General features: G+C 66.0%; 25 protein-coding genes. 10 read left to right on the top strand and 15 right to left on the bottom strand.

Annotated elements, in window-relative coordinates; genetic code table 11:
- Positions 1-12: 12 nt before the first annotated feature.
- From rfbH to GD429_RS35735, 4 genes are all read right to left on the bottom strand, one after another.
- Positions 13-1,326 (bottom strand): lipopolysaccharide biosynthesis protein RfbH, encoded by a 1,314-nt coding sequence (gene rfbH, locus GD429_RS35750; protein WP_152864370.1) that lies wholly within the window; start codon positions 1,324-1,326, stop codon positions 13-15.
- Between the two features lie 15 nt (positions 1,327-1,341).
- Positions 1,342-2,427, bottom strand: coding sequence for a CDP-glucose 4,6-dehydratase (gene rfbG / locus GD429_RS35745; RefSeq protein WP_227791996.1), 1,086 nt, complete (start codon positions 2,425-2,427; stop codon positions 1,342-1,344).
- Positions 2,409-3,182, bottom strand: a complete 774-nt coding sequence (gene rfbF / locus GD429_RS35740) for a glucose-1-phosphate cytidylyltransferase (protein WP_152864368.1) — start codon at positions 3,180-3,182, stop codon at positions 2,409-2,411. The genes rfbG and rfbF overlap by 19 nt, the downstream gene beginning before the upstream one ends.
- Positions 3,183-3,848: 666 nt before the next feature.
- A complete protein-coding gene (locus tag GD429_RS35735; RefSeq protein ID WP_227791988.1) occupies positions 3,849-4,073 on the bottom strand; it encodes a hypothetical protein in 225 nt (74 codons plus the stop codon).
- 171 nt (positions 4,074-4,244) lie between these two features.
- Between GD429_RS35735 and GD429_RS35730 the strand changes: the two genes are divergently transcribed.
- Entirely contained in the window at positions 4,245-4,772 is a 528-nt protein-coding gene (locus GD429_RS35730; RefSeq protein ID WP_227791986.1) for a hypothetical protein, read from the top strand.
- 43 nt (positions 4,773-4,815) lie between these two features.
- Here the strand turns inward: GD429_RS35730 and GD429_RS35725 are convergent, their stop codons facing one another.
- Positions 4,816-5,556, bottom strand: a complete 741-nt coding sequence (locus GD429_RS35725) for an SDR family NAD(P)-dependent oxidoreductase (protein ID WP_152864364.1) — start codon at positions 5,554-5,556, stop codon at positions 4,816-4,818.
- Positions 5,557-5,671: 115 nt separating this feature from the next.
- Here GD429_RS35725 and GD429_RS35720 point away from each other — a divergent pair, with 115 nt between their 5' ends.
- Positions 5,672-6,286 (top strand): TetR/AcrR family transcriptional regulator, encoded by a 615-nt coding sequence (locus GD429_RS35720; protein WP_152864362.1) that lies wholly within the window; start codon positions 5,672-5,674, stop codon positions 6,284-6,286.
- A gap of 33 nt (positions 6,287-6,319) precedes the next feature.
- Here the strand turns inward: GD429_RS35720 and eco are convergent, their stop codons facing one another.
- On the bottom strand, positions 6,320-6,820 hold the full coding sequence (gene eco / locus GD429_RS35715) for a serine protease inhibitor ecotin (protein WP_096471477.1): 501 nt from the start codon (positions 6,818-6,820) through the stop codon (positions 6,320-6,322).
- 143 nt (positions 6,821-6,963) lie between these two features.
- Here eco and GD429_RS35710 point away from each other — a divergent pair, with 143 nt between their 5' ends.
- A complete protein-coding gene (locus GD429_RS35710; protein ID WP_152864360.1) occupies positions 6,964-7,341 on the top strand; it encodes a hypothetical protein in 378 nt (125 codons plus the stop codon).
- Positions 7,342-7,523: 182 nt separating this feature from the next.
- Here GD429_RS35710 and GD429_RS35705 read toward each other — a convergent pair whose 3' ends face one another.
- Positions 7,524-7,928: a hypothetical protein gene (locus tag GD429_RS35705; protein WP_152864358.1), complete on the bottom strand. Its 405-nt coding sequence runs from the start codon at positions 7,926-7,928 to the stop codon at positions 7,524-7,526.
- Between the two features lie 117 nt (positions 7,929-8,045).
- Here GD429_RS35705 and GD429_RS35700 point away from each other — a divergent pair, with 117 nt between their 5' ends.
- Together GD429_RS35700 and GD429_RS35695 are read left to right on the top strand one after the other, a co-directional pair.
- On the top strand, positions 8,046-8,426 hold the full coding sequence (locus GD429_RS35700) for a DUF5594 family protein (protein WP_152864356.1): 381 nt from the start codon (positions 8,046-8,048) through the stop codon (positions 8,424-8,426).
- A gap of 185 nt (positions 8,427-8,611) precedes the next feature.
- Positions 8,612-9,979: an MFS transporter gene (locus GD429_RS35695; RefSeq protein ID WP_152864354.1), complete on the top strand. Its 1,368-nt coding sequence runs from the start codon at positions 8,612-8,614 to the stop codon at positions 9,977-9,979.
- A gap of 37 nt (positions 9,980-10,016) precedes the next feature.
- Here GD429_RS35695 and GD429_RS35690 read toward each other — a convergent pair whose 3' ends face one another.
- The 3 genes from GD429_RS35690 to GD429_RS41420 form a co-directional block, all read right to left on the bottom strand.
- The gene (locus tag GD429_RS35690; protein WP_152864352.1) at positions 10,017-10,613 is read right to left on the bottom strand and encodes an AAA family ATPase; all 597 of its coding nucleotides are present in this window, start codon (positions 10,611-10,613) and stop codon (positions 10,017-10,019) included.
- Positions 10,606-12,027 (bottom strand): alpha,alpha-trehalose-phosphate synthase (UDP-forming), encoded by a 1,422-nt coding sequence (otsA, locus tag GD429_RS35685; RefSeq protein ID WP_152864350.1) that lies wholly within the window; start codon positions 12,025-12,027, stop codon positions 10,606-10,608. Before otsA ends, GD429_RS35690 begins: the two co-directional genes overlap by 8 nt.
- Before the next feature lie 136 nt (positions 12,028-12,163).
- Positions 12,164-12,361, bottom strand: a complete 198-nt coding sequence (locus tag GD429_RS41420) for a hypothetical protein (RefSeq protein WP_152864348.1) — start codon at positions 12,359-12,361, stop codon at positions 12,164-12,166.
- A gap of 285 nt (positions 12,362-12,646) precedes the next feature.
- On the opposite strand from GD429_RS41420, the gene GD429_RS35675 reads away from it, so the two are divergent.
- On the top strand, positions 12,647-13,198 hold the full coding sequence (locus tag GD429_RS35675; RefSeq protein WP_152864346.1) for a hypothetical protein: 552 nt from the start codon (positions 12,647-12,649) through the stop codon (positions 13,196-13,198).
- On the top strand, positions 13,195-13,689 hold the full coding sequence (locus GD429_RS35670; RefSeq protein WP_152864344.1) for a hypothetical protein: 495 nt from the start codon (positions 13,195-13,197) through the stop codon (positions 13,687-13,689). Before GD429_RS35675 ends, GD429_RS35670 begins: the two co-directional genes overlap by 4 nt.
- Positions 13,690-13,755: 66 nt before the next feature.
- On the opposite strand, the gene GD429_RS35665 is transcribed toward GD429_RS35670, so the two are convergent.
- Positions 13,756-15,093, bottom strand: a complete 1,338-nt coding sequence (locus GD429_RS35665) for an AAA-associated domain-containing protein (protein ID WP_152864342.1) — start codon at positions 15,091-15,093, stop codon at positions 13,756-13,758.
- A gap of 22 nt (positions 15,094-15,115) precedes the next feature.
- Positions 15,116-16,873 (bottom strand): ABC transporter permease, encoded by a 1,758-nt coding sequence (locus GD429_RS35660; RefSeq protein WP_152864340.1) that lies wholly within the window; start codon positions 16,871-16,873, stop codon positions 15,116-15,118.
- 534 nt (positions 16,874-17,407) lie between these two features.
- Here GD429_RS35660 and GD429_RS35655 point away from each other — a divergent pair.
- On the top strand, positions 17,408-17,674 hold the full coding sequence (locus GD429_RS35655) for a hypothetical protein (protein ID WP_011545926.1): 267 nt from the start codon (positions 17,408-17,410) through the stop codon (positions 17,672-17,674).
- A 42-nt stretch (positions 17,675-17,716) separates the two neighbouring features.
- On the opposite strand, the gene GD429_RS35650 is transcribed toward GD429_RS35655, so the two are convergent.
- Together GD429_RS35650 and GD429_RS35645 are read right to left on the bottom strand one after the other, a co-directional pair.
- A complete protein-coding gene (locus tag GD429_RS35650) occupies positions 17,717-19,033 on the bottom strand; it encodes an ATP-binding protein (RefSeq protein ID WP_152864338.1) in 1,317 nt (438 codons plus the stop codon).
- A complete protein-coding gene (locus GD429_RS35645) occupies positions 19,017-19,742 on the bottom strand; it encodes a response regulator (RefSeq protein ID WP_047898732.1) in 726 nt (241 codons plus the stop codon). The genes GD429_RS35650 and GD429_RS35645 overlap by 17 nt, the downstream gene beginning before the upstream one ends.
- Positions 19,743-19,966: 224 nt before the next feature.
- Between GD429_RS35645 and GD429_RS35640 the strand changes: the two genes are divergently transcribed.
- Positions 19,967-20,515, top strand: a complete 549-nt coding sequence (locus GD429_RS35640) for a Spy/CpxP family protein refolding chaperone (protein WP_152864336.1) — start codon at positions 19,967-19,969, stop codon at positions 20,513-20,515.
- Positions 20,516-20,584: 69 nt separating this feature from the next.
- On the opposite strand, the gene GD429_RS35635 is transcribed toward GD429_RS35640, so the two are convergent.
- Entirely contained in the window at positions 20,585-20,848 is a 264-nt protein-coding gene (locus GD429_RS35635) for a hypothetical protein (protein ID WP_152864334.1), read from the bottom strand.
- A 104-nt stretch (positions 20,849-20,952) separates the two neighbouring features.
- Between GD429_RS35635 and GD429_RS35630 the strand changes: the two genes are divergently transcribed.
- Positions 20,953-21,735: an ABC transporter substrate-binding protein gene (locus tag GD429_RS35630; protein WP_152864332.1), complete on the top strand. Its 783-nt coding sequence runs from the start codon at positions 20,953-20,955 to the stop codon at positions 21,733-21,735.
- Positions 21,736-21,822: the final 87 nt, after the last annotated feature.

Below are 21,822 nucleotides of genomic sequence, written 5' to 3'. Positions count from 1 at the left end.
CGATGACAACACCTAGAAATTGACGCCGACAAACGTCTCGATTTTCTCGACGATGAAGTCAAGCATTTCGTGGCTCAGCCCCGGGTAGACGCCGACCCAGAATGTCTGGTTCATCACGATGTCGGTATTCTTCAAAGCGCCGCTCACGCGATATTCCCGGCCAATCATATAAGGCTGACGCGTGAGGTTGCCGGCAAACAGCAGGCGGGTGCCGATCTTGTTCTGGTCGAGGTAAGTCAGCAAGTCGACGCGTGAGAACTCTGCCTCGGGCTTCAGCGTGATTGGAAAGCCGAACCACGACGGATCGGCGTTCGGTGTCGCGTGCGGCAGGAGCAGATGTTCCGTACAAGTCTGCAAACGCTCGTGCAGATACCTAAAATTCTCGCGGCGCGCCTGGACGAATCCATCCAGACGGTCCATTTGCGCGAGTGCGCACGCCGCCTGCATGTCGGTGATCTTCAGGTTATAGCCGAGGTGGGAATAGGTGTACTTGTGGTCATAGCCTTCCGGGAGCGTGCCGAGCTTCCAGCAAAAGCGCTTGCCGCACGTGTTGTCCTTGCCGGGCGCGCAATAGCAGTCGCGGCCCCAGTCACGGAACGATTCGGCGATGAGTTTCAATTCCGGATTGTTGGCGAACACCGCGCCGCCCTCGCCCATCGTGATGTGATGGGCCGGGTAGAAACTCAGCGTGCCGATATCACCGAAGGTGCCGACCAGTTGGCCATTGTAGGTTGCGCCGAGCGCGTCGCAGCAGTCTTCAATCAACCACAGGTTGTACTTCCTGCACAACGCGGTGATCGCCTCGAGGTTAAACGGGTTACCAAGCGTATGCGCGAGCATGATCGCCTTGGTTTTGGGCGAGATGGCTGCCTCGATCTTCGTCGCGTCGATGTTGTAGGTACCCAGTTCGACGTCTACGAATACGGGAACCGCACCGAATTGAAGAATCGGGTTGACCGTAGTCGGAAAACCCGCTGCAACGCCGATTACTTCGTCACCCGGACGAATGGCACGGTCACCGAGTTTCGGCGATGTCAAGGTCGAGAATGCCACTAGATTCGCCGACGAGCCGGAGTTCACGGTGATCAGGTAATCGACGCCAAGATACGCCGCGAGCCTTTTTTCGAACGCTTCGTTGAATCGTCCCGTCGTCAACCAACCATCGAGGGATGCCTCGACCATGAGTTCCATTTCCCGTGCACCAATCACCTTGCCCGACGGAGGCACGGCTGTCTGGCCTGGCTCGAAGGCAGGGGGTCGAGTCGCGAGCTCGCCATACTGTTTGACGAGCTCGATGATCTGCATGCGGATTTGATCTTTGTTCATTGCGGCGATAAATAGCTATGACTGGGTATAGTCGGCGATCTGGGCAAGCGTCAGTGCCCTTACGTCCTTGCACTTGTGCGCAGCCTTGTACCAATCGACGATCTTGTCCAGGGTGAAATCGAGATCCCAACGGGGCCGCCATCCAAGCCGGGCACGTGCTTTTGAACAGTCGAGCTTGAGGTAGGTAGCCTCGTGCGGATGATCGCCGCCATCCAGTTGCCAGCGTGCGTTGTCACCCCACCGGGAAGTCAGGTGCTCGACAATCGCCTGCACTGGTTGTGCATCGATATCGTTAGGCCCAAAATTCCACGCTCCGGCGTAACGTGGCCCTTCGACGTACAGTTTCTCGGCAAGCAGCAGATAGCCGCCAAGCGGCTCCAGCACGTGCTGCCAGGGGCGAATCGCGTGGGGGTTGCGGATGTTGACGATTTCGCCGGCGCCGATCGCCTTGACGATGTCCGGAATGAGGCGGTCCGATGCCCAGTCGCCACCGCCGATCACATTACCGGCACGTGCACTCGCAATTGCCACACGATGTGTATCGTAGGCGGCTTCGTTGAAAAACGAATTGCGATACGCGGCGGTAACGAGTTCGGCGCATCCTTTGCTGCTGCTATATGGGTCGTAGCCGCCCATTGCTTCATTCTCGCGGTAGCCCCATTCCCATTCGCGGTTTTCGTAGCATTTGTCGGTCGTAACGACCACGACCGATCGGACACTGCGTACCTGGCGGATTGCGTCCAGCACGTGCACGGTGCCCATTACATTGGCTTCGTATGTTTCCACCGGGCTCGAATACGACGCGCGAACGAGCGATTGTGCCGCCATGTGAATCACGACTTCGGGCTCAGCACGGCGCAGCGCGTTGAGCAACTGTCCGCGATCGCGAATATCACCAATGACGGACTCGATACCCTCGTCCACTCGCGCAAGGGAAAACAGGTTTGGCGTGGTGTCGGGCGCGAGCGCATAACCCGTGACCTCTGCCCCGAGCGAATGGAGCCACAGCGTCAACCAGCTTCCCTTGAAGCCCGTATGCCCTGTCAGAAAGACACGCTTTCCGGACCAGAACGATGGGGCGATCATGACCACACCTTCCATGGCGCCTCATTGGTCTGCCAAAGTTTTTCGAGGAGCAATTTGTCCCTCAACGTATCCATCGGCTGCCAAAATCCTTCGTGCTCGTAGGCGGCGAGGTTGCCCTGCTCAGCGAGGCGCTCGAGCGGCTCTTGTTCCCACACACACGCATCGCCGGAGATCAGATCGATCACTTTCGGCGACAGCACGAAGAAACCGCCATTGATCATGCCGCCGTCACCCTTGGGCTTTTCCTTGAATGACGTGACCTTATTGTCGTGAATATCCAGCGCGCCAAAGCGCCCAGGCGGAAACGCGGCCACAAGCGTGGCGAGCGCGCGGCTCTTCTGGTGATACTCGACGAGTTGGGTAATGTTAACGTCGCTCAGGCCATCGCCATACGTGAAACAGAACGCTTCCTCGTCCTTGACGAAATTCTTCACGCGACGAAGACGCCCCCCCGTCATAGTCGATTCGCCGGTATCAACCAGCGTGACTTTCCAGGGTTCCGAATATCGCTGATGCACCTGCATTTCATTGGTCCGCATATCAAAAGTGACATCGGACGTATGCAGGAAGTAATTCGCGAAATACTCCTTGATCATGTAGCCCTTGTAGCCGCAGCAGATCACGAAGTCGTTCACACCGTAAGCGGAATAAATCTTCATGATGTGCCAGAGGATCGGTTTCCCGCCGATTTCGATCATCGGCTTCGGGCGGTTGACCGTATCCTCCGAAATGCGCGTTCCCAGCCCACCCGCAAGAATGACTGCTTTCATCAGGATCCTGTGTTGAACGTCGAGCGGCTAGCTGCCCTGCCCTGAGGGGTGATAACAGCGGATTCCGTGCTCAACCGGCGTGACGAGCCGGATAGTCGTCGCGACTCGCGTATTGATGTCGCGACGGGACAATTTGGAGGAGCTGTTTCACTTCGTTTGACAACCAAAATATTTTCGCCGGGTGCACTGGTTAGCAACCTTGCCGGACACGTCGGAGTGCAAGGGTTGTACGAAAACGCAAATGATACTGCTTTCAGATGTCAGGATTGTCATGCCGCTGGTGGAACATCAATTGTTTCGGCCGCCATCAAGGGCGGCAGATGGGAGACATCTAGAGGGCACGAACGCACCTTTCCGAGCCGACGCATCTCGTCGATGGATCGAAATCCCACGCGACAACCATGTACTGAACGTGAAATTACAACAGATTCCCGCTCGGAGCGAAAGTAGTCGCACCCCGCATCAGGCATGCAAGCGACTGCAGATTCCGTGGTCTGACGCCATTTCTACATTCGTCTCGCCCCCGTTCCACTCCTGATGCATGAATTCTGTCGGGAGCCAGACTTTCCCCGAAAATTCGCCACCCGGAGAACGCCGCCGGTTCTGACCTCGCGGGAATTATCCTCCCCCCACCACCCGCATGCGCCGCCGCGCAATAGTCACCTCTCACTGCATCAACCCGGTCCTGACCTGCGGCATCAAACTCGCATTCGCGCCCGTCACGGCAATCGTCCCCGTCAACGACGCCCCCGCTGGCAACGCCAGTAAACTGCCGTCCCCGAGCCGATTCGTATCGACGACGACCTGGTTCGCCGCGCAATCATCGGTCAACAGCCAGACCGCAAGCCGGCGATCGACAAGAACGTGTTGCCCGTCACGCTGAACGAACACACGTTCCCGTACGCCCGGAAACCCGCATAACCGGAGCCCGACACGCGGTTGTCCGCCACCGTGACATCCGACACCGCTCCCGACCACGTATCCAGCTCGATCGACTGTACGCATACGATTTCTTGCGAGCCCGAGGCGGCCTCATCGTAAGTACGCCCGGCGTTTTTGCAAATGAACTCCGTCGCCCGACTGGCCGCGCTGTGCGCCTCACGCACAAACCGTTGGCGGGCCTCTTCGACTCATCTCCATGACATGCGACATGCGATCGCACTTCGCCCGATCGCCACGGACACGCACCTGGCATTGCGTAGAATTCCGAACCGTTGCATGTACAACGGACCCAAGGACCCGACCATGATTCGAACGATCGCGGCACTGGCCGCGCTTTCGACCCTGACCTGCACGGCGAACGCCGCCGATACCGGCGCCGCATCCGGCAAGGCGCACGCGAAACAGCACTACGTCAGCCCGGGCATCGCCAACGTCACCGGCGCGGCAGCACCGCGCCAGGAAAGCGCGTCCTCCGACGCACGCTGCAGGGAACTGGCCGCCGGCATCGATGCGGTGACGCACGCACCCGATCGCGGCCACAAGGTCGTGCGCGGAATCGGCCCGGACGGCAAGCCGCGCAACGAACTGCGCGCTTACGACAAGCGGGCCGACCTGGAAGCCGAGCATCGACGGCTCGGCTGCCGATAACGAACGCAACGCCGCCCGGCCAACTCACGCCGGGCATCGGCATCTACGCGTTCGCGCCGCCATCGATCGTCAACCCGGTCCCGTTGATCGACCGCCCTTCCGGCCCGACGACGAACGCAACGAGCGCCGCCACGTCATCGGCCTTGCCGTACTGCGGAATCGCCATCCGCGAACGCTGCGCACCGGCATGTTCGCCATCGGCCGGATTCATGTCGGTATCCGTCGACCCCGGATGCACGATGTTGACCGTGATGCCGCGCGGCCCGAGATCGCGCGCGAGCCCCTGCGTCCAGCCGATCAGCGCGGCCTTGCTCGCCGCATAGAGGCTCATCCCCGCATCGGGCACACGCGTCGCGAGGCAACTGCCGGTCGACACGATGCGCCCGCCCTCCCCGAGATACCGCGCCGCCGCCTGCGACGCGACGATCACCGCGCGCACGTTCACGTTCAGCGTCGCGTCGATATCGTCGAGCGTGAGGTCGTCCAGCGCGCCTGCGCGGAAGATCCCCGCGTTGTTCACGAGGATGTCGAGACCGTCGAACGCTTCCGCGGCACGATCGACCGCGCTACGAACGGCAAGCGGATCGGCACTATCGGCCTGGATCGCAACGGCGCGCCGGCCCAGCGCCTCGATGCCGGCGACGACGGCCTGCGCCCGCTCGGCCGATTTTTCGTAAGTGATCGCGACGTCCGCGCCGTCGGCCGCCAGCCGCTTCGCGATGGCCGCGCCAATGCCGCGGCTGCCGCCCGTCACAAGTGCACGCTTGCCCTGAAGTCGATTCATGTTCGTTCCTTTCCTCATTTATGTAACGGTCGACACAGAATGTGGCACGTTGCGCGGCACTGTCAATTGAATTATTTTATCGATCGATACAGATATCGATGAAGGAATGGACGCAATGGCTGAACGGGGCCGACCGAGAAGCTTCGACAAGGAAGCGGCGTTGGATCGCGCGATGGAGGTGTTCTGGCGCCTCGGCTACGAGGGTGCGTCGATGGCGGACCTGACGGCCGCGATGGGCATCGCGTCACCGAGCCTGTATGCGGCGTTCGGCAGCAAGGAAGCGTTGTTCCGGCAGGCGCTCGAGCACTACCGTGCAACGGAGGGACGGGAAATCTGGGATGGCGTCGAACAGGCCGGCAGCGCGCACGACGCCGTGCGGAACTACCTGATGGATACCGCACGCGTGTTCACGCGGCGGTCGAAGCCGGCCGGCTGCCTGATCGTGCTGTCGGCGCTGCATCCGGCCGAGCGTTCCGACACCGTCCGGCAAACGCTGATCGTGATGCGCGAACGCACGGTCGAAGCGCTGCGCGAGCGCCTCAGCCAAGGTGTCGCGACCGGCGAGATCGCGGCGCACGCGAACCTCGACACGATCGCGCGGTACTACGTGACGGTTCAACAGGGGATGTCGATCCAGGCGCGCGACGGCGCAAGCCGTCGCGATCTGGAGGCGATCGCGCAAGCCGCGCTGGCCGCGTGGCCGGCGCTCGTCGGCGCGAGCGGCGTCTAGCCGCAGGACGCCGAAGCCGCGCGAGCCGGCACGTTACTGCTTCGCCGCGTGCTGCACGTCCTTCGACGCATGCCACACGCGATAGCGCACCTCGAAGCCGTCCGGCACATACACGACGAGCGGCAGGCGGCTGTTGTAGCGCAGCAGCTGGCCATCGCCGCGCACCTGCACGAACCGTTGCTGCGGCGCCTGACCCGGGCACGCCATCAACGTCGATGCCGGCCCCTTCACGTCAGTGAGCCGGTAGTACGTATAACCCCAGCCCTTCACGTCCTCGGCGGTCAGCTCGCCACCGAACCACTGCTGGTTGCAGTCGGTTTGCAGCGTCTTGCCGATCATCAGCTCGACGCGCGCATCGCCCTCGTTCTCGAGCGCGGGCAGCGCGATCACGGCGCGCTGCTGGCCGGCCGCGGCCTGCGGAAACATCTTGATCGACTCGGCCGGCACGGCGGGCGCCGATGCGGGGCCAGCCACGCACGCGGCGGCAGTCGTGACGCAGAAAGCGGCCAGGGCGGCCCGGATCGCGAATTTCATCGATGTGCTCCTGAAAAACAAATGAGCCCCGGATGCTAACACTTTCGGCTCAAGACCTTACGACGCTGTAATTTCACGACACAATTGCAAACAGCCGGCAATCCCCGTGCGCGGTACTTATACGGAAACCAACGGAGATCATCATGCTGAAGCTCATTGCTACCGCCGGCGTCACCGCCCTGCTGGCCGGCTGCGTCGTCGGGCCGGACGCCGGATACGGCTACGGATCGACCTACTATTCCGATCCGGGCTACGCGTACGGCCCGGCCTACGCGCCGTCGCCCGTGTACGGCACGGTCAACATCTGGGGCGGCGGCGGCGGGCGCGACTGGGACCGCGGACGCCGCGACTGGGATCGCGACCGCCGAGGCTGGGATCACGACCGCGGCGGCTGGGATCGCGACCGCGGCGAGCGCGCCCGTCACGGCGGCTGGGGCCGCGGCGACGGACGCCGCGCCGACTGGAACGACGACGGCGGCGGCGGGCGCGGCCAGGGCAACGGCGGCGGTCATCGCCACTGACGCAATTGCAACCGTTTGTATCCACGCACGGCCCGCCCGTGGTTGCTACAAGCCGATAGACGGCCGTAAAAAGACCAAGGCCCTCGCATCACCGCGAGGGCCTTTTGTCGTTAGGCCTACCGGAAATCAGGCGATATCAGCAATCCCGCGCCGACCTGCCCGCACGCCACATGCGTGCCCGCTTACCACCCGGCCGGCTGCGCATAGCCGCGCGACACGGGCGCGCCGCACACGTACGCACGCTGATAGCGGTCGTAGCAATAGCCGGGGCCGTCGTCGTCCTGGTACTGCGCCTGCTGGTAGGTCGGATAGGCAGGCTGCTGGTACGCGGGCGCCTGGTAGTACGTCGGCGGCTGATAGGCCGGTGCCTGGTATGCGGGCGCCTGATACACGACGGGCGGACTCATCGCGGACGTCACGATCGCGCCCAGCACCGCGCCGCCGATCAATGCGCCGATGACGGCGCCGCCGTCGCGGCCATGCGCGGACGCCGGGCCCGCTACGGCGAGCGAACCGGCGAGGACACACACTGCGGCAATCTTTTTCATGATGGACTCCCACGCGAAGTGGTACTGGATGCGATGCATTGTGGCGGCACGCGGCCGTAATAGATGCAGCAAGTGGTAACGCGCCATTACCGGTATCGCGCACACCGAAACGCGTCGTCGCCGTGCTACGATTTTCGGCACACAGGAGACGCCTTCATGCAGCCCGAAACCGCCCGCCGTTTCGATACCGAATTCGCCCCGCGCATTGCACGGGCGATCGCCGCCTTCTTCGCCGATCACGTACTGACCGATGTCGTCCCGTACGGCGGGCACGGGCACCCGACGTGCGTGCAGATCCGCAGTGCGCCGCACGAGCATGTGAGCGGCTTCGTGCATCCGCTGAATCTCGAGCTGACCTGGGACACCGACGAAATCGAGCGACTGATGGAGCCGGACGGCCCGCAGCGCTTCGAGCACTACCTGTCCGCGCTGCCGAAAAAGCTGGGCGCGTGGCAGGGCGCACGCGACATCGATCTCGCATCGCGCACGCAGGCCGACCCGCTCGTGCGGCTCGGCGGCCTCGACTTCGAAGGCTGAGTGCAGGCGCCGGCCGGCAGCCGCGCGTGCCGGCGTCGCGCAATGCGCGCCGGTGATACACTCGACCGGCCCCGGTCCGGCGCAGCCGCGCCGGCCAGCCGTTCATCGCCGCCTCCACCCTTTTCGCATGGTTGCGCACGCAACCGGCAACCGGGCGCGCGGACAACCACGCTTTCGCTCCCGCCATGAACGCCGATACCGGCCTGCCGCTTCCGCAACGCTACTGGGCGATCGTCTGCGTCGCACTGGGCATCACGCTTGCCGTGCTCGACGGCGCCATCGCGAACGTCGCGCTGCCGACGATCGCGCGCGACCTGCACGCCTCCGACGCCGCGTCGATCTGGATCGTCAACGCGTACCAGCTCGCGGTCACGATCACGCTGCTGCCGCTCGCGTCGCTCGGCGAGCGCATCGGCTATCGCCGCATCTACATCGCCGGGCTCGCGCTGTTCACCGCGGCATCGCTCGGCTGCGCGCTCGCCGGCTCGCTGCCGATGCTGGCCGTGATGCGCGTGATCCAGGGTTTCGGCGCGGCCGGCATCATGAGCGTCAACGCGGCGCTCGTGCGGATGATCTACCCGTCGTCGATGCTCGGGCGCGGGCTGTCGATCAATGCGATGGTGGTCGCGCTGTCGTCGGCGATCGGGCCGACGGTCGCGTCCGCGATCCTGTCGTTCGCGTCGTGGCCGTGGCTGTTCGCGGTCAACGTGCCGATCGGCATCGCCGCGGTACTCGGCAGCCTGCGCGCGCTGCCGGCCAACCCGCTGCACGACGCGCCGTACGATTTCCCGAGCGCGCTGATGAACGCGTGCGTGTTCGGCCTGCTGATCACGGCCGTCGACGGGCTCGGCCACGGCGAACGCCATGCGTATGTCGCGGCCGAGCTGGGTGTCGCATTCGTCGTCGGCTACTTCTTCGTGAAACGCCAGTTGTCGCAGCAGGCGCCGCTATTGCCCGTCGACCTGATGCGCATCCCGATGTTCGCGCTGTCGGTCTATACGTCGATGGCGTCGTTCACGTCGCAAATGCTCGCGTTCGTCGCGCTGCCGTTCTGGCTGCAGAATTCGCTCGGCTTCTCGCAGGTCGAGACCGGCCTGTACATGACGCCGTGGCCGCTCGTGATCGTGTTCGCCGCGCCGCTCGCGGGCGTGCTGTCGGACCGCTATTCGGCCGGCATCCTCGGCGGGATCGGGCTCGCGCTGTTCGCGGCCGGGCTGCTGTCGCTCGCGACGATCGGCGCACACCCGGGCACCGTCGACATCGTGTGGCGGATGGCGCTGTGCGGTGCGGGCTTCGGGCTGTTCCAGTCGCCGAACAACCGCGCGATGCTGTCGTCGGCGCCGCGCGAGCGCAGCGGCGGCGCCGGCGGCATGCTGAGCACCGCACGACTGACGGGCCAGACGCTCGGCGCCGCACTCGTCGCGCTGATTTTCGGGCTCGCGCCCGATCGCGGGCCGACGGTCGCGCTCTATGTCGCCACGGCCTTCGCGGCGGTAGCCGCGGTCGTGAGCATGCTGCGCATCGCGTCGCCGCGGCCGGACGCGGCGGCCTGACACCAACGCGCGCCGCACACGCAAACACACACACGCGTCATGCGGCGTCGAGCGCGTCCATCACGAAACGCACGCGCGCCTTCACGCTCACGCGCGGCAACTCGATCAGCCGATACCCGTACGCCGTGTAGCAATCGACCATCGCGTCGTAGGTGCGCACGGCTTCCGCGAAATCCTGCCGGCGCTCGGTGTCCTGCGCATAGATGTCGGGCCACGGCGGCGCGATGAACACGCGCCGGTGATAACGGAAACGGCGCGCCGCGGCTTCCGCGTGCGCGGGCACCGCAAGCCCGGTCAGCCGCAGATAGCCGACCACGTCCGGCACGCCGCGGTCGAAGAACACGGGCCCACGCGCGTGCCGCGCGAGATGGTACGAGCGCATCTCCCAGCTCAGCATCAGCTCGGCGAACGCTGCCGGGTCGCGCCACGGCAGCGCGTGGCCGTCGACGGCCACCTGGTCGCGGATCACGCCTCGCCCGGCCTCCTGCGAGCGCGCGAAACCGGCGCGCTCGAGCGCGTCGAGCAACGTGCTCTTGCCCGAGCCCGGGCCGCCCGTCACGACGAAGAATCGGCCGATTGCATCGTCGATCGCGTCGTCGCCCCCGGCCCCGGCTCCCTGCGCGAACTCACGCATGCGCAACCCGCCGGCCCGCGCGCTGCGTGACCGATACGGCCGCCGCGACACTGCGCAAGTCGGCGACGAACGTATCGCGCCAGACCGACAGGTCGTTCTCGCGCAGCCGCGCGAGGTTCTCCTCGTGACGTGCCTGCCGCTCCGCGAGCGGCATCGACAGCGCGCGCTCGAGCGCCTCGGCCATCTGCGACAGGTCGTACGGATTGACGAGGAGCGCGCCGGTCAGTTCGGCCGCCGCACCCGCGAACTCCGACAGCACGAGCACGCCCGGATCGGCCGGATCCTGGGACGCGACATATTCCTTCGCGACGAGATTCATCCCGTCGCGCAGCGGCGTCACGTAGCCGACCTGCGACATCCGGAAGAACGCCATCAGCAGGTTGCGCTCGTACTTGCGGTTCAGGTACTGGATCGGCGTCCAGTCGAGCTGCGAAAAGCGGCCGTTGATGCGGCCGGCCTCGCCTTCGAGCGTTTCGCGGATGTCCTGGTAGGTCTGCACGTCGGAACGCGTCGGCGGCGCGATCTGCACGAGCGACACGCGCCCCTGCCAGCCCGGTGCGTTCGCGAGCATCCGCTCGAACGACTGGAAGCGCTCGACCAACCCCTTCGAGTAGTCGAGGCGGTCGACGCTCATCACGAGCTTGCGGCCGTCGAGCGCCTCGCGCAGCATCTTCACCGGCTTGCGCGTGCCGTACTGGACGGCCGCCTGCGCGATCGCCTCCGGATGCACGCCGATCGGATAGGCGGCGACCTTCACGACGCGGCCGTGCGCATGCAGCATCCCGTCGTCGCTCGCCGCGCCTATGCCGCGCCGCTCGATGTAGTCGGTGAACGCCTGCTTGTCGGCATCGGTCTGGAAGCCCGCGACGTCGTACGCGCACATGAACTTCACGAGTTCCTCGTGCGGCGGCACGAGGCGCAGCATGTCGGGCGACGGAAACGGGATGTGCAGGAAGAAGCCGATCGGGTTCTTCACGCCGAGCTCGCGCAGGAAATGCGCGAACGGCAGCAGATGGTAATCGTGTACCCAGATCAGGTCGTCGGGCCGCAGCAGCGCGGCGAGCTGCTTCGCGAGCATCGCGTTCACGCGCAGATACCCTGCGTACTCCTGCCGGTCGAAGCGCGCGAGGTCGCCGCGGTAATGAAACACCGGCCACAGCGTCGCGTTCGAGAAGCCGCGGTAGTACTGGTCGTAGTCGCGCCGGGTCAGCCCGACCGTCGCGTAGGTCACGTTGCCGTCCCGCTGGATCGCGGGTTCGGCATCCGGCGCGCCGACGATCTCACCGTTCCAGCCGAACCAGACGCCGCCGGTTTCCTTCAGCGCGTCCATCACGCCGACAGCGAGGCCGCCCGCGCTCGGGCGCGTGTCCTCGCCGGCTGCGACACGGTTCGATACCACGATCAATCTGCTCATGCGGCTTCCCCTCCTCGATTCGATTGGCTGGCGCGCCGCGCGCCAAGGCGGACGCGGCTGCCCGAAGGCGGCCGCGCAGCGATTCAGTTCCGAGAAATGCAATGAAATGCGGCAGCGGAATGCGACGACGACGGGATCAAGCGTCCTGCTCCTGGCCGAGGTCGCGTTGATAGTCGAGCCCTTCCGGGCGGGCACCGCCCTGGTTGTGATCGCCGTCGGACGGCGTCTCGCCGTGCGCACCGGCAGGTGGTGCGGATGGCGCGTCGGTCCGCGGACGCGGTTGGTCCGCCCCCGCGTCGGGTGGCCGATGCGAAAACCGTTTCGGACGACGCATGGCAGGGTGTCTCATATATGGCGCGGCTCGAAGCCGTCGTAGAAACATTCCATAACAAAACAGTCTAGGTCGGTTCCTTGCACGCCAAGGTAACAATTGCCTTCAATTTGTAACGTTTCGACCCCGCGGCAACCATCTGTCCGAGAATAGCGCCGCGCGCCCGCGCGACATGCCGTCCGGCGATTTGTCAAAGCTTTGCATTTTTCCTATGACAATTGCGAAACAATGACGTGACATGGGGCGCGCATGCGTCGCCGCTCACCCAGACAGGACTTGCACTCAGGGATGAACATTCGTTTCGAATCGTCGCGCCGGGCCATGCCGGCGCGCGTCGTGCTGGCCGCGCTCGCCACGGCCGCACTGCTGTCCGGCTGCAACTCGCTTTACAGCGAAGGCGCGACAGCCGGCGCCGGTATCGCGGGTGCCGCGATCGCGTCCAAGGTCACCAACAACGCCGCCGTCGCGACGGGCATCGGCCTCGGCGCCGTCGCCGGCGCGCGTGCGGGCGTCCAGTACTCGCAGCGCGTCGCGCACCGCTACACGCAGGAACAGATCGCGAAGGCGGCCGCCCCGCTCGACGTGGGCGGCGTCGCGCCGTGGTCGACGCACCACTCGTTCCCGATCGAGGACGACGAGCAGGGCCGCGTGACGGTCAGCCGGATGATCAGCGTCGGTCCGCTCGACTGCAAGGAAATCGTGTTCGCGGTCGACACGCCCGCGAAGCCCGACAAGGCCGCGCAATCGGCGTTCTACGTCGCCACCATCTGCCGCGACGGCCCCATGTGGAAATGGGCGTCGGCCGAGCCGGCGACCGAACGCTGGGGCGCGCTGCAATGAGCGTCGCGATCCGTATCGCGGCGATCGGCGCGCTTTGCGCGGCGGCGGCCACGCTGTCGGGCTGCGGGTCGGTCGGCGCGGCGAGCGGCGCGCTCGCCGGCGCGGCGACGGGCCTCGTCACCGCGAACCCGGCGGTCGGCGTCGGCGTCGGGATTGCCGTGCAGGCCGCGACCGACGAGGCCGTCAACCGCACGATGAAGCAGCTCCATCAGAACCAGCAGGACGCGATCGCGAAGGCGGCCGGCAGCCTGGCCGTCGGCGAAGTGAAACCGTGGAAGGTGAAGAACACGCTGCCGCTGGAAAACGGCGAAGGCGAAGTGCGCGTCACGCGCGCGTACTCGTCGGCACTCGCGCTGTGCAAGGAATTCGCGTTCTCGGTGAAGGACGGCGACAAGGCCGACTGGTACTTCGCGAGTGCGTGCCAGCAAGGCACGCACTGGAAATGGGCGGCGGCCGAACCGGCCGTCGATCGGTGGGGGAATTTGCAGTAACGGGGCAATGCACCGCGTGACGCGCAGCGCACGCGGCTGCCGGGCCGCACGGCCCGGCGCAATCGATCAGGACTCGACGTCCTCGAGGCTGAAGATCTCGGTCTGGTCGTTGTACGAGAAGATCTCGCCGTAACGGCCCCAGTCGATCACCGCGTCGAGCGTTTCCTCGGCCGCGCCGTCCGACAGGGAATCCTCGAGCTCCTGCTCGAAGCGCACGCGCGGCGCGCGGTGGCCCGGGCGCTCGTTCAGCACCTTCTTGATTCGTGCGGCCAGCGGCACGTGCTTCAGCAGGTGATCCGCAAACATCAGCTTGCGCTCCTGCGTGCCGAACTCCGCGAACACGCGCCCCGGCGGCGTCAGGAACACGTCGCCTTCGCGCACGTCCGCGAAGCCGAGGTATTGCAGCACTTCCGCGATCGGGAACAGATCGTCGACTTCCAGATGCAGCGTGCGCGCGATTTCCGGCATGTCCGCGCGGCCATGGTACGGCGCCATCGCGAGCGTCTCGATCAGGCCGGCCATCAGGTTGGTCGACACCTGCGGCAGCCAGCTGCCGAGCTCGAGCCCCTTCTTCGTCGCCTCGCCGGTCTGGCGCGCGGTCATCTTCGCGTAGATATCGTCGACGAGCTTGCGGAACGCCGGATCGAGCCGGTTGCGCGGGTGCTTGAACGGCACCTTGATCTCGGCGATCACGCGGCCCGGGTTCGACGACAGCACGAGAATCCGGTCGCACATGAACACGGCTTCCTCGATGTTGTGCGTCACGATCAGCACCGACTTGATCGGCATCCGCCCTTGCGTCCACAGGTCGAGCAGGTCGGTACGCAACGTCTCGGCCGTCAGCACGTCGAGCGCCGAGAACGGCTCGTCCATCAGCAGGATCGTCGGATCGACGACGAGCGCGCGCGCAAAGCCCACGCGCTGGCGCATGCCGCCCGACAGCTCGCGCGGGTACGCGTTCTCGAAACCGTCGAGACCGATCAGGTCGATCGCGGCGAGCGCACGCTCGCGCCGCTCGCGCGCGCCGACGCCGAGCGCTTCCAGGCCGGCCTCCACGTTCTGCAGCACGGTGAGCCACGGGAACAGCGCAAACGTCTGGAACACCATCGCGACGCCTTCGGCCGGGCCGCGCAGCGGCTGGCCGAGATAGGTCACTTCACCGCCGGTCGGCTCGATCAGGCCGGCGATGATCCGCAGCAGCGTCGACTTACCCGAGCCGGAACGGCCGAGCAGCCCGACGATCTCGCCTTCGCGCAGCGACAGGTTCGCGTCGTCGAGCACGAGCAGTTCGCCTTGCGTCTTGTTGAAGCCTCGGCAGACGTGATCGACGCGCAGGATTTCTTCACCGACGCGCGGTGGCTGGGACGTCTGGACGGGGGCGTTTACAGCATTCGGATTGTGCATCGCGTTTCGCTCTCAATCGGTCTCAGTCGAGCCGCAGCTTCGCTTCGGCGAAGGCATACAGCGGGCGCCACAGCAGACGGTTGAACAGGGTGACGAACAGGGACATCACGGCGATGCCCAGGATGATCTTCGGGAAATCGCCGGCGGCGGTGGTCTGCGCGATGTACGCGCCGAGGCCGTGCGCCTCGATCTTGGTGTTGCCCCACTGCACGGCTTCCGACACGATGCTCGCGTTCCACGCACCGCCCGACGCGGTGATCGCGCCGGTCACGTAGTACGGGAAGATGCCGGGCAGGATCGCCTGCCGCCACCACTGCCAGCCACGGATGCGGAAGTTCGTCGCCGCTTCGCGATAGTCGTTCGGATAGGACGTTGCGCCGGCGATCACGTTGAACAGGATATACCACTGCGTGCCGAGCACGATCAGCGGCGACAGCCAGATGTCGGGGTTCAGGTGGAAGCCCGCGATCACGATCACGAACACCGGGAACAGCAGGTTCGCCGGAAACGCGGCGAGGAACTGCGCGAGCGGCTGCAGCTTCTCGGCCAGCCTCGGGCGCAGCCCGACCCACACGCCGATCGGCACCCAGATCACCGACGCGATCGCGATCAGCACGACCACGCGCAGCAGCGTGATGAGCCCGAGCACTAGCACATGCCCGACCTCGGTCATCGTCACGCCGGTCGACACGAAGCTGACGACGCGCCACACGATATAGGCCGTGCCGATCAGCACGAGGGTCGCCCATGCGATGTCGACCGTGCGCGACGCCTTCTTCTCCACGCGCGGCAGCGTGAAGCGCATCGCGCCGGACAGCGGCAGGCGCAGCGGAATCCGCGCCGCCTTGGCGAAGAACCAGCCGGCCGGCACGAGCAGTTGATGGATCAGGCGCGTGCGGCGCACGAGGTCGAGCAGCCACGACTCCGGCGCGTTGCCCGAGCTCGTGTTCTCCATCCGGAACTTGTCGGCCCACGCGACGAGCGGGCGGAACAGGAACTGGTCGTACGCGAGGATCACGACCGTCATCGTGAGGATCACCCAGCCGACCGCGCCGAGGTTCTTGTCCGAGATCGCCTGCGCGAGATACGCGCCGATCCCCGGCAGCGTGATCGTCTGGTTGCCGACGGTGATCGCTTCCGACGCGACGACGAAGAACCAGCCGCCCGACATCGACATCATCATGTTCCAGATCAGGCCCGGCATCGAGAACGGTACCTCGAGCTTCCAGAAGCGCTGCCAGGACGTCAGGTGAAAGCTCCGCGACACTTCGTCGAGATCGCGCGGCACCGTGCGCAGCGACTGGTAGAAGCTGAACGTCATGTTCCACGCCTGGCTCGTGAAGATCGCGAAGATCGCCGCGAGCTCGGCGCCGAGCACCCGGCTCGGGAACAGCGCGAGGAAGAACGTGACCGTAAACGAGATGAAGCCGAGCACCGGCACCGACTGCAGGATGTCGAGGATCGGGATCAGCACCATGCCCGCGCGACGGCTCTTGGCCGCGAGCGTGCCGTAGACGAGCGTGAACACGAGCGACGCGACCATCGCCGCGAGCATCCGCAGCGTGGTGCGCAACGCGTATTCGGGCAGGTTCGACGGATCGAGCGAGATCTTCTGCGTCTGCAGCACGCCGATCGGCGCCATCGTTTCGTGGAAACCGACGATCGCCATCGCCAGCAGGCAGATGATCAGCGGAAACGCGATGAAGTCCCACCGGTTCGGCAGAACGCGCCAGGCAGACGCGTTGGCGGTCCGGTTCGGATTGAAGAATCCGACGTCCATCAGGCGCCCTCCCCGGTAAGGCCGAACGAAGCCGGCAGTCGATGTTGATTCATGGCAAAGCGCACGGGCGCGGTAATTCGATTGACTGACGATCTCGCGCACGCGCGATGCGCCGTGCGTGCAAGCTGCGCCCCGCGCGGTCGCGGTCGAGTCGGCCCGCGACGGCACGACACTACACCAACCTGTATTTCAGGTACAACCGTCCGGGGACGGAGCGACGGCGCGCACCGCGCAGCGCGCAGCGCACGGATCGTGCCCGGTGCGCGGGCGGACGGCGGGTACACGGTACGGAGCAGCCCGGCCGCAGTCCTTCGGCCGGCATGCAGGCCCGAATTATGCCGTGATCCGGGCCGGCCGTGAACCCGCCAGCCGCACGCGGGCGCAAACCGTGCCGGGCGTCAGCAGCCGGACACGGCGAAGCGGGTATGATCGGGGCTAGCCCCCAGGGTCTGTTGCGGCCGGTGTCGTGGCGACGCATGCACGTTCCATATGTATACAGACCCTGGGGATCGACCGACGAGCGGGAGGAAGGGAATGGCAGGAAACTTGGTGATCGTCTGCCGCGATCAGGATGCCGACGCGTTCTACGAACTGATGCAGGAGTACGGGTCGTTCCAGACGCGGCTGTCGTCGACGGCATGGTACCTGAACATGAACGTCGTGCCGGAATCGCTGCAGGAGGAAATCCTGGAGCGCCTCGGCCGCTATACGACCGTCTACATCTTCGAGGCCACCACCGTGACCTACAACACGATCGACAGCAACGCAGCCGAGACGCTCGGCACGCTGTTCGGCGAATGATGCCGCGCGGCGCTTGCCGGCCCGGGCAGGCGCCGCAGCCGCTTACGCGGCCTGTGCGTGGGGTTCGTCCTTCGGCACGACCTCGAACGGAAACGTCATCGCGACGCGCAGGCCACCTTCGGGGCGGTTGCCGATGTCGCACGCCCCGCCCAGCCTGAGCACGAGCCGCTCGACGATCGCGAGCCCGAGCCCGCTGTGGCCGTTGCCGCCGCGCGCGGGGTCGAGCCGCACGAACGGCCGCGTCGCGGCCGCGAGGTCGCGCGGCGCGATCCCGCCGCCGCTGTCGCTGACCGACAGCACGTAGCCGGACGGCGTGCGGGCCGTCTCGACGAGCACGGGCGGCGCGCCATAGGCATGCGCGTTGTCGAGCAGGTTCGACAGAATCCGGTCGAGCGTCGCCGTCGGCAGCCGGAAACCCGGATCGGCGTCGAGCCGCGTCTGGACCGCCGGCGCATTCGGCGCGACCGCGCGATAGCTGCGTGCGATCCGCTCGCACGCCTGATCGACCGGCACCGGCTCGCTGCGGTCGGACCCGCCGTGCGCAAACACCAGAAACTGGTCGACGATGTGCGACATCGAATCGACGTCGCGCACGACGCCGTCGCGCAAGCGCGCATCGTCCATCATTTCCGCGCGCAGGCGCATCCGCGCAAGCGGCGTGCGCAGGTCGTGCGCAACGCCCGCCAGCATCACCGCGCGGTCGCTCTCGGCCTGCGACACCTGTTCCACCATCTGGTTGAAGCCGTGCGTGAGCTGGCGCAACTCGCGCGGGCCGCGCTCGCGCAGCGGCGGCACCGGCTGCCCGCGGCCGAAGCGCGCGACCGCGCGCGCCAGCGAGCGCAGCGGCTGCTGCAACTGCCAGGCCGCGAACAACGCGGCGATCACGCCGGCCGAGAAGATCGTGCCGAGCCACAACAGCATCCGGTCGAGCGAGCGCGGCGGCCGCAGCGGCTGCACGGGCACCACGATCCAGTTGCGGTCGGCCGGCTCCTTCACCCACAGCACCGGCGGATGGCCCGGCGCGCCGATCTCGACGCGCGTGCCGGGCGGCATCCGCTCGCTCACGTCGTCGCGGAACCGCTTGAGCGCCGCCGGCAGGCTCGACGGATCGGCGTTCGGCACGTCGGCGCTGTCCGGCGTCACGAGCCGCACGCGCGACGGCAACGGCTGGTCGGGCGTGCGCTCGACGTGCTGGCGCACCGCGTCGACCAGGAACGCGGCCTCCTCGACCGCGTAACGGGTCTGCATCTGGTTGCGCTCGAGCCGCATCGCGAAAAACCACGCGAAGTGCGACAGGAGCAGGACGCCGACGACGAGCAGCGCGAGCCGCCCGAACAGCGAATCAATGGGTTTGCGCATGAGCCTCGCCGTCGGGCACGAACACATAGCCGCGCCCGCGGACCGTCTGGATGAAGCGCGGCGTCGACGGATCCGTTTCGAGGATGCGGCGCAGGCGCCACACCTGGACGTCGATACCGCGGTCGGTACCGTCGTACTCGGGCCCGTGCAGCAGCTCGAGCAGCCGCTCGCGCGTAAGCGTGCGCAGCGCATGGTTCACGAAGATCTTCAGCAGCGCGAATTCGCTGCTCGACAGCGTGGCCGGCTTGCCGTCGACCGACAGCGTGCGCCCCTGGAAGTCCAGCACGAAGCGGCCGAACGCGAACGGCTCGCGCTGTTCGGGCGCGGCCGCCGACGGCGTCGCGCGGCGGCGGCGCAGCACGGCCTGCACGCGCGCGAGCAGCTCGCGCGGGTTGAACGGCTTGCCGAGGTAGTCGTCCGCGCCGAGTTCGAGCCCGACGATGCGGTCGACGTCGTCCGCGCGCGCGGTCAGCATGATCACGGGGATGTCGTCGCCGGCCGCGCGCAACTGGCGCAGCGCGGTCAGGCCGTCCACGCCCGGCATCATCAGGTCCAGCACGATCAGGTCGGGCCGCTCGCGCTCGAGACGCTTCTCGAGCGTCGCCGCGTCGTGCAGCACGGACACTTCCATCCCCTGGCGCACGAGATAGTCGCGCAGCAGGTCTCGGAGTTCTTGGTCGTCGTCGACGATGAGGATCTGGGTAGTCATGGCTCGAAGTTTACCGCGCGAGGGCGGAGTCGAAGAACGAAACAAAGGGATGAAAGGGTTACTGCGGGTTACCGCGCAAGGGAACTGTAATGCGCGGTAACCGGGCCGCCGCCCCACGTAACACCGGCCGGGGCCGGCATCGCTAACCTGCCTCTTACCGGATGCGGTACACGGCTTTCCCCGTACCGCATCGCCGGACCCTTTGGATACAAGGAGTTTCTGAAATGTATAAGAAGACTTCCCGCGTGGCCATCGCGGCCGCCACCGTGCTCGCTCTCGCATTCGGCACTGCGCATGCCGCGCCGCCCACCGACATGCCGCCGCCTGGCGGCCCCGGCATGCACCAGATGCACGGGCACGACGGCGGCCCGTTCGGTGCAATCATGAAACTGCACGACCAGCTGAAGCTCAACGCGTCGCAGGAACAGCAATGGCAGACGGCCGTCAACACGATGAAGCAGAACCGTGATGCGATGCGCAAGAGCCACGAGCAGATGCGCGAGCAGTTCAAGGCCCAGCAGAACCAGCCGATCCTCGACCTGAGCGCGCTGCACGCCGCGCGCCAGCAGGCCGAGCAGCAGAACGCGCAACTGCGCGAGCAGACGTCCGCCGCATGGCTCGCGTTCTACAACGGGCTGAACGACCAGCAGAAGACCACGGTCAGCACGGCGCTCAAGCAGCAGTTCGCGCAGATGCAGCAGCGCCACGAGAAGATGAAGGAGCGCTGGGAGCAGCATCGCGCGGCCAAGGGCGCGTCGGCGCCCGCGCAGTAAGCCGGCAAGCCGCTCCCCGGAGCGGCGCCGAAGGGGACGCGGGCACCGGCCCGCGTCCCCTTTTTTCGTTCAGGCGACGTCGAACGGCAGCACCTCGGCCGCCCGGCCGGGTGCGAGCGTGACCGCGTCCACGCCGCAATCCATCGACCGCGCGCCGGATCGTTGCATCCGCGACTGCAATTGACGCAATACCCGTTGCAAATACCGCGATTGCCGCAACAGCCGAATCGAAGATTCGAAGAATCGATCGATCGCGCCGGATTGCCGTTTTCCGGGTATCGCGTTCGGGTAAAATACCGCCCTTTTGGCGTTCGCCCGTCCGGCGGCCGCCATCGCCAGAACGCCGATCGGCGAATTTTGGCCGTCTAGAATACGCCGCGGCGCCCGGTCCGACCGGCCGCGAGCGCCCCCGGAAAGTCAGCAACAGAAGGATGGAAATGAAGAAGGCCGCCCTGTGCGCCGCCCTCGCCCTCGTGGCGGGCAGCGCCTTCGCGAAGGAGTGGAAGACCGTGCGGATCGGCGTCGATGCCAGCTACCCGCCGTTCGAGTCGACCGCGCCGAGCGGCGAGATCGTCGGTTTCGACGTCGATCTCACCAAGGAGATCTGCAAGCGGATCAACGTGAAATGCGTGTGGGTGGCGCAGGACCTCGACGGGATCATCCCGGCACTGAAGGCGAAGAAGTACGACGTCATCGTGTCGTCGCTGACCGTCACGGACAAGCGCCGCGAGCAGATCGACTTCTCCGACAAGGTGTACGACGCACCGGCGCGGATGATCGCGAAGACCGGCTCGCCGCTGCTGCCGACGGTCGCGTCGCTGAAGGGCAAGCGCGTCGGCGTCGAGCAGGGCTCGACGCAGGAAACCTACGCGAAGGCGTACTGGGAACCGCAGGGCGTGACGGTCATTCCTTACCAGAATCAGGACCAGGTCTATACCGATCTCGGCTCGGGCCGCCTCGACGCGACGCTGCAGGACGAACTGCAGGCCGACTACGGCTTCCTGCGCACGCCGCGCGGCAAGGGCTTCGCGTTCGCCGGGCCGGAAGTGAAGGATCCGAAGACGATCGGCGACGGCACCGCGATCGGCCTGCGCAAGGAAGATACGGACCTGAAGCTCAAGATCAACAAGGCGCTGGCCGACATGCACAAGGACGGCACGTACGACAAGCTGTCGCACAAGTACTTCTCGTTCAGCGTCTATTCGGCTTCGGCCCGCTGAGCGCCGACAAGAAGAAGCAACGGATGCGGGGGCGGCCCTGCGTCCGGGCAGTACAGGCAGTCAACCACGCGCCGCCCGCCCCCTAGC

The sequence above is a fragment of the Burkholderia sp. BE17 genome (assembly GCF_009362305.1).
In the GTDB taxonomy this organism is placed as follows: Bacteria; Pseudomonadota; Gammaproteobacteria; order Burkholderiales; family Burkholderiaceae; genus Burkholderia; species Burkholderia pyrrocinia_C.
Note: the sequence above shows the minus strand (reverse complement) of the source record. Positions and strands in the feature narration are given on the sequence as shown.